General features: G+C 69.0%; 14 protein-coding genes. 9 read left to right on the top strand and 5 right to left on the bottom strand.

All coding sequences use genetic code 11. The features are described from left to right. Window positions 1-30: 30 nt before the first annotated feature. From ABZS29_RS12620 to ABZS29_RS12610, 3 genes are read left to right on the top strand one after another with little or no spacing between them, the layout of a single operon-like run. Entirely contained in the window at window positions 31-780 is a 750-nt protein-coding gene (locus tag ABZS29_RS12620) for a M23 family metallopeptidase (RefSeq protein ID WP_355461272.1), read from the top strand. 26 nt (window positions 781-806) lie between these two features. Next, on the top strand, window positions 807-1,325 hold the full coding sequence (locus ABZS29_RS12615; RefSeq protein ID WP_355461270.1) for a DUF6886 family protein: 519 nt from the start codon (window positions 807-809) through the stop codon (window positions 1,323-1,325). Further along, window positions 1,322-2,632, top strand: a complete 1,311-nt coding sequence (locus tag ABZS29_RS12610; RefSeq protein ID WP_355461269.1) for a lanthionine synthetase LanC family protein — start codon at window positions 1,322-1,324, stop codon at window positions 2,630-2,632. The genes ABZS29_RS12615 and ABZS29_RS12610 overlap by 4 nt, the downstream gene beginning before the upstream one ends. Here the strand turns inward: ABZS29_RS12610 and ABZS29_RS12605 are convergent. Further along, window positions 2,594-3,157: a hypothetical protein gene (locus tag ABZS29_RS12605; RefSeq protein ID WP_355461267.1), complete on the bottom strand. Its 564-nt coding sequence runs from the start codon at window positions 3,155-3,157 to the stop codon at window positions 2,594-2,596. The two genes, ABZS29_RS12610 and ABZS29_RS12605, sit on opposite strands and share 39 nt — an antisense overlap. Before the next feature lie 71 nt (window positions 3,158-3,228). Continuing rightward, window positions 3,229-5,553 (bottom strand): DNA helicase PcrA, encoded by a 2,325-nt coding sequence (gene pcrA / locus ABZS29_RS12600; protein ID WP_355461265.1) that lies wholly within the window; start codon window positions 5,551-5,553, stop codon window positions 3,229-3,231. 82 nt (window positions 5,554-5,635) lie between these two features. Between pcrA and ABZS29_RS12595 the strand changes: the two genes are divergently transcribed. Both ABZS29_RS12595 and ABZS29_RS12590 read left to right on the top strand, forming a co-directional pair. Then, complete coding sequence (locus ABZS29_RS12595) at window positions 5,636-6,595, top strand: phospholipase (protein WP_355461263.1); 960 nt, start codon at window positions 5,636-5,638, stop codon at window positions 6,593-6,595. Window positions 6,596-6,597: 2 nt separating this feature from the next. Then, a complete protein-coding gene (locus ABZS29_RS12590; RefSeq protein WP_355461261.1) occupies window positions 6,598-7,221 on the top strand; it encodes a class I SAM-dependent methyltransferase in 624 nt (207 codons plus the stop codon). On the opposite strand, the gene ABZS29_RS12585 is transcribed toward ABZS29_RS12590, so the two are convergent. Beyond that, window positions 7,202-7,579, bottom strand: a complete 378-nt coding sequence (locus ABZS29_RS12585) for a hypothetical protein (RefSeq protein WP_355461259.1) — start codon at window positions 7,577-7,579, stop codon at window positions 7,202-7,204. The genes ABZS29_RS12590 and ABZS29_RS12585 overlap by 20 nt on opposite strands. Before the next feature lie 98 nt (window positions 7,580-7,677). Between ABZS29_RS12585 and ABZS29_RS12580 the strand changes: the two genes are divergently transcribed. Further along, window positions 7,678-8,274 (top strand): ATP-dependent Clp protease proteolytic subunit, encoded by a 597-nt coding sequence (locus tag ABZS29_RS12580; RefSeq protein WP_355461257.1) that lies wholly within the window; start codon window positions 7,678-7,680, stop codon window positions 8,272-8,274. Beyond that, window positions 8,271-8,879 carry an ATP-dependent Clp protease proteolytic subunit gene (locus ABZS29_RS12575; RefSeq protein WP_355461255.1) on the top strand — a complete coding sequence of 203 codons (609 nt, stop codon included), beginning with the start codon at window positions 8,271-8,273 and terminating at the stop codon, window positions 8,877-8,879. Before ABZS29_RS12580 ends, ABZS29_RS12575 begins: the two co-directional genes overlap by 4 nt. Here ABZS29_RS12575 and ABZS29_RS12570 read toward each other — a convergent pair. Further along, window positions 8,876-9,793 carry a serine hydrolase domain-containing protein gene (locus ABZS29_RS12570; protein WP_355461253.1) on the bottom strand — a complete coding sequence of 306 codons (918 nt, stop codon included), beginning with the start codon at window positions 9,791-9,793 and terminating at the stop codon, window positions 8,876-8,878. The genes ABZS29_RS12575 and ABZS29_RS12570 overlap by 4 nt on opposite strands. A gap of 40 nt (window positions 9,794-9,833) precedes the next feature. Between ABZS29_RS12570 and ABZS29_RS12565 the strand changes: the two genes are divergently transcribed. Then, on the top strand, window positions 9,834-10,565 hold the full coding sequence (locus tag ABZS29_RS12565) for a PIG-L deacetylase family protein (protein WP_355461251.1): 732 nt from the start codon (window positions 9,834-9,836) through the stop codon (window positions 10,563-10,565). After that, window positions 10,562-11,287 (top strand): alpha/beta hydrolase, encoded by a 726-nt coding sequence (locus ABZS29_RS12560; RefSeq protein WP_355461249.1) that lies wholly within the window; start codon window positions 10,562-10,564, stop codon window positions 11,285-11,287. The genes ABZS29_RS12565 and ABZS29_RS12560 overlap by 4 nt, the downstream gene beginning before the upstream one ends. Here the strand turns inward: ABZS29_RS12560 and ABZS29_RS12555 are convergent. Next, window positions 11,284-12,606: a C1 family peptidase gene (locus ABZS29_RS12555; RefSeq protein ID WP_355461247.1), complete on the bottom strand. Its 1,323-nt coding sequence runs from the start codon at window positions 12,604-12,606 to the stop codon at window positions 11,284-11,286. The genes ABZS29_RS12560 and ABZS29_RS12555 overlap by 4 nt on opposite strands. Between the last annotated feature and the right edge of the window lie 32 nt (window positions 12,607-12,638).

Raw genomic sequence — 12,638 nt, 5'->3', positions numbered from 1 at the left:
AACACCCCCAGCAGTACCCAGATCGTCGGTTTGACCGCAGCCCTCGCTGCGGCGGCAGGAGCCGTAGGCTTCAGCCACAGCGCGCTGTCGTCCCCCACGCAGGCGAACACCGCGGTGAACCTTGCCGCCGCCAGCCTCGACAACGGCAACCTGTCCGGCATCACGACTGCCCGCATCCAGGCGCGCCAGCTGGCCACCCGTGACTCCTCCCGGGTCGCCCTGGCCGGGGTCGACACCAACAAGCGGCAGGCTGCCGCCGCCGCGCTGGCCAAGGCCCGTGCCGCGAAGCTGAGCGCCGCCAACAACCTGACCGCCAAGCGCGCGAGTGCGCTGGCCAAGGCCAAGGTGGCCGAGGCGAAGAAGCTGCGCGAGTCGATGAACCGCTGCGAGATGATGATCTCCGGCTACCACATCACCGCCACCTTCGGGCAGGGCGGCCAGCGCTGGGCCCGCAACCACACCGGTACCGACTTCGCCGCCCCGACCGGCACCCCGATCCGCAGCGTCATGCGCGGCGTCGTGATCTTCGCCGACTGGGCCGGCCCCTACGGCCGCCAGGTCCAGGTCCGGCACGCCGACGGCACCGTCACCTGGTACAACCACATGAGCAAGTTCAGCGTCTCGGTCGGCGAAACCGTCCTGGCCGGCGACCAGGTCGGCGCGGTCGGTTCGACCGGCAACGTCACCGGCCCGCACCTGCACTTCGAGGTGCGTCCGGGCGGCGGCGACCCGATCGACCCGATGCCGTGGCTCCGCAGCCACTGCGGCCTGAACCCGTAAGCCAGTCGAGGACTAAGATCCCCGGCATGCGTCCAGCTGCCGGAGAGGTTCTGCATTTCTCCGAAGATCCGGCGATCGAGATCTTCCGGCCGCACGTGGCCGCAACGGCACGACAGTCCACGGCGTACGTCTGGGCGGTCGGTGCCGACCGTGCCCCGGACTACTGGTTCCCGAGGCAGTGCCCCCGCGCGATGGCGTGGGTGGGCCCCTCCACCACTCCTGCCGACCAGGCACGCATCATCGGCGCCGGCTCCGGTTCCCGCGTCCACGCCGTCGAATACGGCTGGCTGGACGCGATGCGTACCGTCGAGCTCTACGCCTACCGGCTGCCTGCCGAGGCGTTCGAGCCGAGCGACGCCGCGGTCGTCGCCACCACCGAGGTCCGCCCACTCGGGCCGCCGGAGCGGGTCGGCGACCTGTTCGAGCTCCACGACGAAGCCGGTATCCAGCTCCGGGTCCTGAACCGCCTGCACGACTTCTGGGCCGAGGTCACGACCAGCACCCTCGAGTGGAGCGGGATCCGGCTCCGGAACGCCCGGCCATGAAGTACGGCGAGCTTGCCGAGGCAGCGTGGAGCTGGGTGCTCGGCCAAGTGCAGTGGGACGAGGACGGACCGTGGATCCCGGAGTCGGCCGGTGGCGGGAAGCCGACCGAGTTCCTCACCGGCACGCACAGCGGCGTCGGCGGGCTGGCGTATGCCCTGGCCGAGATCAAGCTGACCCGGCCTTGGACGGCTGCCGAGCGTGAGCTCGCTGCCGGCATCGCCGCTCGGGTCCGCGCCTCGGTCCCGGCCGAGTCCTCGATTTCGTTCTTCGACGGTCTGGTCAGCTCGATCGGCGTCCTGATCGCCCTGGGCGAGCCGGGCGTCGACGCCGCGCTCGACCGCGCGCTGGAGATCGTCACCCCGAGCGGATGGCAGGAGAGCTTCCTCAAGGATTCCGATGCTTACGAGCCAGGTGCTGTCTGCAACGACCTCACGCTCGGCACTGCCGGGGCATTGCTCGGCGCGCTGTGGGCCATGCGGAACGGCGTACCGGCTGGGGCGCTGGCCGATCGCGCGATCGAACTGCTGCTGGCCGAGCAGGAGAAGACTCCGGCTGGGCTGAACTGGCTGTTCATCCCGCGGCGCTATCTGCGCAACCCGCCGCCGATCGAGATGCCTAATTTCAGTCACGGCCTGGCCGGCATCGCCGCCGTACTGACGCTGGCCGGTGTCGAGCTCGATCGGCCCGAGCTGATCGACGCCGGCCGCTTGGGCGCCGAACACCTGATCACCCTCGGCATCAACGACGACCGGGGCTTCCGCGTCCCGCGCGTCATCCCGTGGGCCGAGCGCCACGGCGACGAGTACACCTACAACTGGTGCCACGGCCCGGTCGGCACCAGCCTGCTCTTCGACGCCCTCGAGTACGCCGGTATCGACGCCATCGCCGGTGTCTCGTCGGCGACCTGGCACCGGCGGCTGCTGGACGCCATCGTGCACTCGGGCATCCCCCACCGGCTCCACCCAGGCTTCTGGGACAACGACGGTCGCTGCTGCGGCACGGCCGGCGTGGCCGACGCCTTCCTCACCGCCTACCAGCGCACCCGTGACCCGGCCGACCTGCAGTTCGCCAAGCTTCTGGCCGACACCCTGGTGACCAACGCGGGAGCGTCGCCGTACTGGCGGTTCGTCGAGCACAAGAACGACGACGCGCTGCTGCCGCCCGGCGTCGGCTGGATGCAAGGCGCGGCCGGCATCGCGACTGTCCTCTTCCGCTTCACGCACGTCGAGGACGCCACGACCACGCCTCGGATGGACACGTGGTGGTCCTTAGCGGCGCCAAACCTCGGCGGTGGTCAGGAAGGCTGAGGAGCCGGGCTTCTCGGGTGAGCCGTCGACCTGGACGAAACCGGGGACCGAGGCGCCGCCGATCGAGACGGTGGCGGAGCGGACCGGGGCGATCACCAGGCTGAGGCTGTGATTGCCGTCGGCGAGCTGGAAGTTGTCGGTGGCGAACAGGCGCCGGTCGAGCACGCCGCCCATCTCGATCTGGATGTCGGCCGCCTTCGCGCTCAGGCCGTCGGCCAGGTTCATCGAGACCTGGACCAGGTCCCGCTCGACCGCCGGCTCGTGCCAGGGCAGGCCCTGCACCTCGAGGAACGAGCGGACGAAGTACCGCTCCAGCCAGGCGGCCAGGTCGACGTCCTCCGACACCACCCGGACGATCCCGTCGAACCACAGCACCACGGCCGTCCCGGCACCCCGGATCGACCAGTCCACCATCCAGATCGACGCGTACGCCGTCACCTTGCCGGCCTCGTCGAACAGCCGCAGCCCAGGGTTCGCCCCGGCCAGAATGATCCGGCGGTGACTGGCTGCTACGGGCTTGGGCATGGGCTGAACACTTCCGGAGGTGGGCCGAAGATTCTCGATTGTCTCAATCTCCGGCCCAGATACAAGCCGATTCAGATCTTTTCGACGGGCGCGTACCGCAGCAGCAGGCGTTTCACGCCTTCGGAGCCGAAGTCGATGTCGGCCTGGGCCTGCTGGCCCTCGCCGCGGACGACCACGACCGAGCCCATCCCGAAGCTGTCGTGGACGACCCGGTCACCCGGTTCGAGATGGATCACGGGCTTGTCCGAGGAGCTGCGTCGCGACGTTTCGTAGCGGCTCGGGATACCGCCGCCGCCACCCGACGACGTCCCGGTCCCCGACCAGCGGGTGATCGCGGACTCGTCGCGGCGCCAGTCGAGCAGCTCGCCCGGGATCTCCTCGAGGAAGCGGGACGGCGGGTTGTGCTGCGGGGCGCCGAACGCCGAGCGCACCGCGGCCCGCGAGATCGCCAGCCGCTGCCGGGCCCGGGTGATGCCGACATAGGCGAGCCGGCGCTCCTCCTCGAGCTCCTTCAGATCGGTCAGCGACCGGGAGTGCGGGAAGACGCCGTCCTCCATCCCGGTCAGGAAGACGACCGGGAACTCCAGGCCCTTCGCGGTGTGCAGCGTCATCAGCGTGACCACGCCGCCGTCGTCGGCCGCGTCCGGGATCTGGTCGGCGTCGGCGACCAGCGCGACCCGCTCCAGGAACGCCTGCAGATCGGCGGGCTCACCGGCCGCGGTCCGCTCCTCGACGAACTCCCGGGCCACCGAGATGAACTCGTCGAGGTTCTCCAGCCGGGTCTCGTCCTGCGGATCCGGCGACTTCTGCAAGGTCTCGTAGTACGACGAGCGGTGCAGGGCGCTGTCCAGGATGTCGTCCGGCGGGGCGCCCGAGTCGACCATCGCGGTCAGGTCGTCGAGGATGTCCACGAACCCCTGTACGGCGTTCGCCGAGCGCGACGCCATCGCGGGCGCGTCCTGGGCCCGGCGCATCGCGGCCGCGAACGAGATCCGGTCCCGCTGCGCCAGCGCCTCGATCGCCGCCTCGGCCCGCTCGCCGATCCCGCGCTTCGGCTCGTTCATGATCCGGCGCAGCGAGACGGTGTCCTCGGGGTTCACCAGCACCCGCAGGTACGCGAGCGCGTCGCGGACCTCCTTGCGCTCGTAGAACCGGACGCCGCCGACCACCTTGTACGGGTGGCCGGTCCGGATGAAGACCTCTTCGAAGACCCGGGACTGCGCGTTGGTCCGGTAGAAGACCGCGACGTCGGACGGCTTCACCTGGTCGGTGTCGGCCAGCCGGTCGATCTCGTCCGCGACGAACTGCGCCTCGTCGTGCTCGTTGTCCGCGACGTACACCGCGATCTGCTCGCCCTGACCCTGGTCGGACCAGAGGTTCTTCGCCATCCGGCCCTCGTTGCGGCTGATCACCGCGTTGGCCGCGGTCAGGATGGTCTGGGTGGAGCGGTAGTTCTGCTCCAGCAGGATCGTCTCGGCGCCGGCGAAGTCCTCCTCGAAGGCGAGGATGTTGCGGATCGTCGCGCCGCGGAACGCGTAGATCGACTGGTCGGAGTCGCCCACCACCATCAGCTCGGCCGGCGGTGCGGTCGGCTGGCTCGCGCCCGGCGCGTCCTCGCCGCACAGCTCGCGGATCAGCGTGTACTGCGCGTGGTTGGTGTCCTGGTACTCGTCGACCATCACGTGGCGGAAGCGGCGCCGGTAGTACTCCCGGACCTCGGGGAAGGCCTGCAGCAGGTTGACCGTGGTCATCAGCAGGTCGTCGAAGTCCAGCGCGTTCGCCTGGGCCAGCCGCTCCTGGTAGATCCGGTAGCACTCGGCGTAGGTCTCCTCCAACGGGTTGGAGGTCTTCGCCGCGGCGGTCTCGTGATCGATCAGCTCGTTCTTCTGGGTGGAGATCCAGTTCAGCACCGCGCGCGGGTTGTACCGCTTGACGTCCAGGTCCAGCTCACGGCAGACCAGGGTCATCAGCCGGCGCGAGTCGGTGGCGTCGTAGATCGAGAACGTCGGGTTGATCCCGAACTTCTTGATGTCGCGGCGCAGGATCCGCACACACGACGAGTGGAACGTCGAGACCCACATCAGCTTCGCCCGCGGCCCGACCAGGTCGACGACCCGCTCCCGCATCTCGGCGGCCGCCTTGTTGGTGAACGTGATCGCCAGGATCGACCCGGGATGCGCGTCCCGCGCGGCCAGCAGGTAGGCGATCCGCCGGGTCAGCACCCGGGTCTTGCCCGAACCGGCGCCCGCCACCACGAGCAGCGGTTTGCCCGCGTGCACGACGGCAGCCCGCTGCTGCGGGTTGAGCCCGTCCAGCAGCGCCTCGGGGTCGGTCCGGTGCTTCTTCGGCTCCTCGAGCGGCACCGGGAGTTCGTCAGGCGAGAAGAGCGTAGTCATCACCGAACACCATAGGCGCACCCGCCGACAGTTACCGAAAACAGGTTCGATCGCGGCCCCGCGGTCTGCGAGGATCCGGCTCATGGACAGCCGCTACGACGACGTCGTCGACCAGATCGAAGCCCTCTACGGCGAAGCCCGGTACGCCGACGCGCTCGCCGTACTGGACTCCGCGACCGACCTCACCCCGTGGTCCGCCGAGCTCGCCCACCTCCGCGCCTGCGTCCTCGGCGCCTCCGGCGATCCGGACGGCGCGCTGGACGCGTTACAGCGAGCGAGCGCCGCCGGCGGCTGGTGGCGCCCCGAGATCCTCACCGACGACGACGATCTCGCCGCCCTCGCCGACCGCCCGGAGTTCCAGGAGCTCATCGCCGACTCCGCGAGGCGAGCAACCGACGAGCCGACCCCCGCCCTCATCACCCTCCCCGGCAGCCCGCGCGCGGCCGACACCTCCCCCGGACCCTCCCTCCCCGGGCGCGCCCCCTCCGACGATCCCCTCCCCAATAACAGCCTTCCCGATCCGACCCGACCTCTGGGCGTAGTAGTTGCTCTTCACGGCGCCGGCCAGCGGGCCGAGCATGCGCGACGGGACTGGGCGAGCGTGCTCGACCTCGGCTACGCGCTTGTCTGCGTCGAGTCCTCCCGCCGGATGTCCCCGATGTACCGCACCTGGCCGGACCCCGATCAGGCGAGAGCCGACATCGCCCGCGCCCTCGCCGAGCTCCCGCCCGAGCTGGCCGGTCTCCCGCTGATCGCCGCCGGCTTCTCCGCCGGCGGCCGGGTCGCCCTCGACTGGGCACTCACCGCGCGACCGGTGCCGGCGACCGGCGTACTGGCGATGGCTCCGGCTCTGCGCCAACTTCCCGGCAGCACCGCCGGATCGTTGTCGCCGGCAACCATCTGGATCGGCACCGACGACGACCTGCTCGAGGTGGTCGACGCCGCCGAACCCCAGCTCACCGGCTGCACGATCGAGCGGCTGCCGGGTCTCGGCCACGCGTTCCCGACCGACTTCGCCAAGCGACTGGCTGCGATCCTGTAGCCATGGGACATCCGCTGTTCGCCAGGATCTACACCCGGATGCGCCCGCGCCTGGACGAGTACGGCGTCCGCGAGCACCGCCAGCGCCTACTCGCCGGACTAGCCGGGGAGGTGGTCGAGATAGGCGCAGGCGACGGCGGCAACTTCGCGCACTACCCACCAGCCGTGACACAGGTACTCGCCGTCGAGCCAGAGCCCTACCTGCGCAGCCAGGCCGAGCACTCCGCCACCAGCGCACCGGTACCGGTTCAAGTAGTCGACGGCATCGCCGACCGACTCCCACTGGCCGACAGCTCAGTCGACGCGGTCGTGGCATCGCTAGTGCTCTGCTCAGTACCCGACCAGGCCACCGCTCTCGCCGAAGCCCACCGAGTCCTCCGCCCAGACGGCGTACTCCGCTTCTACGAGCACGTTGCAGGCACACCAGGCCGAACGCAGCGGCTGCTCGACGCCACCATCTACCCAGCCCTGTCCGGCGGCTGCCACTTGCACCGCGACACCACGGCAGCAATCACAGCGGCCGGCTTCACCATCACTGAGCTCGACCGCTTCGACTTCCCCGCCAGCGGCTTCAACCCGGCTGCCCCGCACATCCTGGGGCGTGCGGTCAGGACAGCTGGCGCGTGAGCTGCAGCTCCACCGGTACGGCGGAGCCCAGCCAGTGCATCTTCGCGGTGTGGTCGTTGCAGGAGCCGATGCGCAGACCGGGCACGCCCTCGATCTGTCCCTCGTAGTCCTTCGCGGCCAGCAGGGCGACGACGTCGGAGAGCTCCGGGCCGTCCAGCCACTCGATCCGGGCGAAGTCCGGGCGGGCCTGCCACATGTCGACCCAGACGGCCGGGTCGTCGGCGAAGAGCGTCGTACGGAGGATCATCGAGACCGCACCGAGCAGGGTCGCGGCCGGAGTGGCCGTCACCTCCAGCAGGCTGCGTTCGGAGTCGGACAGGTCGTCCGCGATCAGGATTGCGGTATCGCTCAGATTCACAGTGCTGGAGCCTGCCACAGCATCTTGTCGGCTCTCAGCAGACTTGCCGTCAGCAGAAAAACTGGGGTACGCCGGTGTCGCGCGCCCACAGTGGAGACATGGCAGAAGACACCAGACCACCGCTGTTCAATCCGTCCGCCCGGCAGCGGCTGCTCGACCGCCGCGTCGTCGTACTGGACGGGGTCCTCGACGACGACAACGGCACGCTGCTCGCCACCCAGATCCTGACGCTGGCGGCCGACGACCCCGATCGCGACATCGCCCTGTGGATCCACTCGCCGGGCGGGTCGGTGCCCTCGATGCTGGCGATCCGGGACGTGATGCGGCTGGTGCCGTGCGACGTGTCCACGCTGGCGATCGGACTGGCCTGTAGTGCCGGCCAGTTCCTGCTGACGGCCGGTACGCCGGGCAAGCGGTACGCACTGCGAAACGCGCGCATCCTGATGCACCAGGGCTCGGCCGGGATCGGCGGCTCCGCGGTGGAGATCGAGATCCAGGCCAACGACCTGCGCGAGATCCGCGACACCGTGCTGTCGATCACCGCGGAGGACACCGGGCAGACCTTCGAGACCGTGCACGAGGACTCGTTGCACGACCACTGGTACAGCGCCGAGCAGGCCCGCGACTACGGCTTCATCGACCACATCGTCTCGTCGTTCGACCAGGTGATGCCTCTGCAGAAGGAAGCAGCATGAGCAGTTACATGATTCCCAATGTCATTGCCCAGAGTCCGCGCGGTGAGCGCGTCATGGACGTCTATTCGCACCTGCTGTCCGAGCGGATCATCTACCTCGGTACGGCGATCGACGCCGGCGTGGCGAACGCGATGATCGCGCAGCTGCTGCACCTGGAGTACGACAACAACGATCGAGAGATCAGCCTCTACATCAACTGCGAGGGTGGCGACACCACAGCCGCACTGGCGATCTACGACACCATGCGACTCATCTCGGCACCGGTGGCGACCTTCTGCGTCGGACAGGCGATCGCGGCCGGTGCTGTCCTGCTGGCAGCCGGTGCGCCCGGACGGCGTTCGGTCCTGCCGCATGCACGCGTCGTACTGCATCAGCCGGCCGCACAGAGCCGGGGGACGATTCCCGATCTCATCCTGCAGGCCGACGAGGTGGTGCGGGTCCGCGCCCAGCTGGAGTCGATCCTTGCCGAGCACACCGGTCAGACCGTTGAGCGACTGCGGCACGACACCGACCGCGACCTCGTGCTGACCGCTGAAGCGGCTCGCGAGTACGGCATCGTCGACCGCGTCGTCCAGGAACGGGTCGCCGTATCGGTGCTGACTTAACCGGCCGCAGCGAGGACGCGGTCCGCGACAGCGGCGTGGTGGGCCTGCTCTGCAGGCCCACGGCCGAGCCGGTCGGTGAGGTAGGCATATGCGAGCTGGCGCTCCGGATCCGCCCAGCCGACACAGCAGTTGCTGCCGTTGTAGCCGAACACCCGCGGACTGCGGAGCTGCCCGAACGCCGGGCCGCCGGCTGGCGCAACCGCCGTACCGATGCCGTTGTTCAGCAGCATCAGGTAGAGCGCAGCCAGGTCGCGAGCTGTCGCAGAAACACCCAGCCCCGGTACGACGGCCTCTCGGGTACTGCGGCGGTTCAGCAGCCGACTGCCCTTGACCGGCACGTGCTTGCCCCACAGGTCAGGCGACAGGCCCAGGTGTGTGTCGATCGCCCCGAGCGGCCGAAGCAGCCCCTCCTGCAGCACGACCTGGATCGGATGCCGGGTCACCCGCTGGACCACCTCGCCCAGAATGAAGCCGAAGGCGAGCGAGTTGATCGGGTAGCGCAGCGGCTCCTGCTCGATCCGGCGCAGTGACCTGGCCCAGTCGGTCATCACCCGTACCTCGGCCCGCGGCGCGCCGGCCCCGACCTGGAACCGCAGCACATCGCGGATCGTGACGCCGTCCTTCCCCTCTCCCACGAACTGCGGCCAGTACGCCGCCACCTCGTCGTCAAGGTGCAGCACGCCGGACTCCACCAGCTGGTGCACGAGGATCACGACGTACGGCTTGCTCGCCTCGAACAGCCAGAACAGCGCATCCGGATCGCACCCGATCCACCGGTCCACGACGACCCGGCCGTCCCGGATCACACACAGCTGCGCCGCACCGCGACGTGTCTGTACCTGCTCGATCGCTGTGCGCAACCGAGCAGCATCCAGACCGACCTCACGCGGTTCGCACTCGCCGCCGAACTCCACAGGTCCACTGTGCCCAGATCGGGCAAGTAAGGTCGATGACGTGAGCGTTCCTGCAGCCAAACCGCGCCCTGACAACGAAATCGAGCGAGTGCTCGCCGTCGTCGCCCACCCCGACGACATCGACTTCGCCGCCGCCGGAACCGTCGCCGCCTGGACCAAAGCGGGGATCGAGGTGCACTACTGCATCGTCACCGACGGTCAGGAGGGCGGCTTCGAGCCGGACCGGGACCGCGATGAGATCCCAGCCGTCCGCCGGGCCGAGCAGACCGCCGCAGCCGATCACGTCGGCGTCCACGACCTGCACTTCCTCGGCTACCGCGACGGTGCGGTGGAGCCGACCACCGAACTGGTCCGCGACATCGTCCGCGTGATCCGCCAGGTGCAGCCGCAACGCCTCATCACCTCCTCGCCGGAGCGCAACTGGCAACGTCTCCAGGTCTCCCACCCGGACCACCTGGCCACGGGCGAGGCTGCACTCCGCGCCTTCTACCCCGCAGCCGGCAACCCCTACGCCTTCCCCGACCTCACCGATGAAGCGTGGGACCTCAACGAGCTCTGGCTGGTCGAGCACCCCGAGGTCAATCACTACGTCGACATCACCGACACCATCGACCAGAAGATCGCGGCTCTGCTCTCCCACACCAGCCAGCACCGCGACCCAGAGTCGCTCGCCGGCACCATGCGCAAGCTCTCACAGTCCCGCGCCGCCCTGGCCGGCCTCCCGAAAACCAGTTACGCCGAACCCTTCACCGTGATCCGATTGGGCGCATGACTATCTCGTACGACGTAACCGGCGACGGACCGGCCATCCTCCTGGTCCACGCAGGTGTGGCCGACCGCCGCATGTGGCAGCACCAGGTCGCCGAACTCAAGAGCACCCACAAGGTCATCGCCGTCGACCTGCGCGGCTACGGCGACACCCCCGTGGCACCGAAGTACTCCGACGCAGGCGACCTACTCGCGGTCCTGGAAGACGAAGGTGTCGACCAGGTCACCGCCGTCGGCGCCTCGTACGGCGGCTACGTCGTACAGCAAGCCGCGAGCGAGCGACCGGACCTCTTCGCCCGGCTCGTCCTCATCTGCGCCCCGACGGACAACGTCGTACCGGACGACGCCCTCCGCGCCCTCTGGGCCGAGGAGAACGCCCTGGTCGAGGCAGGCGACGTCGAAGCCGCCACCGAGCTCACCGTCACCCGCTGGATCGGCTCCGAGGCCGACGACTCGGCCCGTGACCTCCTCCGCCGCATGCAACGCCGAGCCTACGAACTCCAGATCCCCGCGGGCGACGTCGACAACGAGGAGTACCCGGTAACTCCCGAAAACCTCACCATGCCCGTCCGCGTCATCACCGGCGCCCACGACTTCCAGTTCTTCGCCGACTCCGCGACGTACCTGCTGGACCGCCTCCCCAACGGCGAACGAAAAGACCTCCCCTGGGCCGGACATCTGCCGACCCTGGAGAGGCCTTCCGAAGCACTGCAGCTGATTCTCTAGTCGGCCAGTGCGCCCATCGGGTCCCAGGCGGGGAGGACGATCGGGTCCTCGGTGAGGCGGGCCTGGAGGTCGGCGGGGAGGGCGGAGCGGCGGACGGCGATCTCGAAGACGTGCTCGCCGAACCAGGAGTCGTTCATGGTCCAGAAGCCGTTGTCGGCCTTCTCGTCGCCCCAGCTGTTCTCGACGCGCCAGCGGCGGGGTTCGCCGTCGACGACGTCGACGCCGGTGAAGAGCATCGCGTGCGTCATCAGGGTCTCGTGGTGCAGGAGACGCTCGGCCTTGTCGAGGGTGAAGGTCGTGTCGTAGACCGAGCCGTAGTCGTAGAGGTTGGCGTCCCAGATGCCGAGGTCGCCGTTCATCTGCTTGCCGACGTCGCAGCCGAACCAAACCGGCTCGCCGCCGACGATGGCGTCCTGGGTGAGCTTCTTCATCAGGTCGATCTCGACGTTCAGGTAGACCACCGGCGGGGCGTCGATGACGTTGCCGAGGTAGTCGACGGTGAAGGTCTTGCCGACCGGGCTGGACTCGCGCGGGTCGTGCACCAGACAGACGTAGTCGTCGACCGGGACCTGCACGTACGCCGCGGCGAACTCGGCCGGCGTGGTCCAGCCGTCGCGGTGGAAGGCCTTGTCGCTGTCCTTCCACTGCCACAGGAACTTCTGCGGCGGCGTGCCGAGGTGGATGCAGAGCACCCGGTGGATGGTGGTGAGGATCTCGCGCTTGCGCTCGCGCTGGGCCTCGACGCCGTCGAGCGCGCGCAGGTCGCGGGCGCCCTGCCGGAGCAGCTTGCGGAGCGCGTCGTTCAGCTGGCCGGTCGACGACGAGCTCTCGGTCTCCGGCATCGCGGTCTTCGGCACCAGGCCGTGCTTGCGGACCAGCGCGACGAACATGTTCCACTGGCCGCCGTCACCGATCGGGTCCGACAGCAGGTGCGCCACCGTCCGGTCGTCGACGTCGCGGCCGGCGGTCTCGATGATCGCCTCGAGGAAGAAGTTCGAGCGCTCGAACTTGTCCCAGAAGAGCAGGTAGTTCTGCGAGAACTCGAAGTCCTTCACACCGAGCTTCTCGGCGGCGCCGACCCGCAGCAGGTTCAGCCCGGCGAACAGCCAGCACCGCCCGCTCTTCTTCTGGTTGGTGACCTTCCAGTCGTCCAGCAGGTTCGACACCGAGTGGTCGATGGAGGTGACGACCTGACGGTCGAGGGCGATGGCGTTCACCGGCGTCTGCGTGACGGCGTTCTGCATCACCCGGTACTGCGGGTTGGCTGCGAACTCCTTCTCGAAGAGCGCGAGTTGTTCGGTTGTGAGATTCCGCTCCATAAGCATCGACGGTATCTCAGCCACCAAGCCTC

Origin of the sequence: Kribbella sp. NPDC005582, from assembly GCF_040605415.1 — a bacterium.
GTDB lineage: Bacteria > Actinomycetota > Actinomycetes > Propionibacteriales > Kribbellaceae > Kribbella.
The sequence above is the reverse complement of the archived record's forward strand: the minus strand, read 5'-3'. Positions and strand labels throughout refer to the sequence as shown.

Coding starts and splice junctions, on each gene's coding strand:
- ABZS29_RS12610 (WP_355461269.1), top strand. CDS start 1,322: ATGAAGTACGGCGAGCTTGCCGAGGCAGCGTGGAGCTGGGTGCTCGGC.
- ABZS29_RS12605 (WP_355461267.1), bottom strand. CDS start 3,157: ATGCCCAAGCCCGTAGCAGCCAGTCACCGCCGGATCATTCTGGCCGGG.
- ABZS29_RS12560 (WP_355461249.1), top strand. CDS start 10,562: ATGACTATCTCGTACGACGTAACCGGCGACGGACCGGCCATCCTCCTG.
- ABZS29_RS12595 (WP_355461263.1), top strand. CDS start 5,636: ATGGACAGCCGCTACGACGACGTCGTCGACCAGATCGAAGCCCTCTAC.
- ABZS29_RS12555 (WP_355461247.1), bottom strand. CDS start 12,606: ATGGAGCGGAATCTCACAACCGAACAACTCGCGCTCTTCGAGAAGGAG.
- pcrA (WP_355461265.1), bottom strand. CDS start 5,553: ATGACTACGCTCTTCTCGCCTGACGAACTCCCGGTGCCGCTCGAGGAG.
- ABZS29_RS12580 (WP_355461257.1), top strand. CDS start 7,678: ATGGCAGAAGACACCAGACCACCGCTGTTCAATCCGTCCGCCCGGCAG.
- ABZS29_RS12575 (WP_355461255.1), top strand. CDS start 8,271: ATGAGCAGTTACATGATTCCCAATGTCATTGCCCAGAGTCCGCGCGGT.
- ABZS29_RS12615 (WP_355461270.1), top strand. CDS start 807: ATGCGTCCAGCTGCCGGAGAGGTTCTGCATTTCTCCGAAGATCCGGCG.
- ABZS29_RS12590 (WP_355461261.1), top strand. CDS start 6,598: ATGGGACATCCGCTGTTCGCCAGGATCTACACCCGGATGCGCCCGCGC.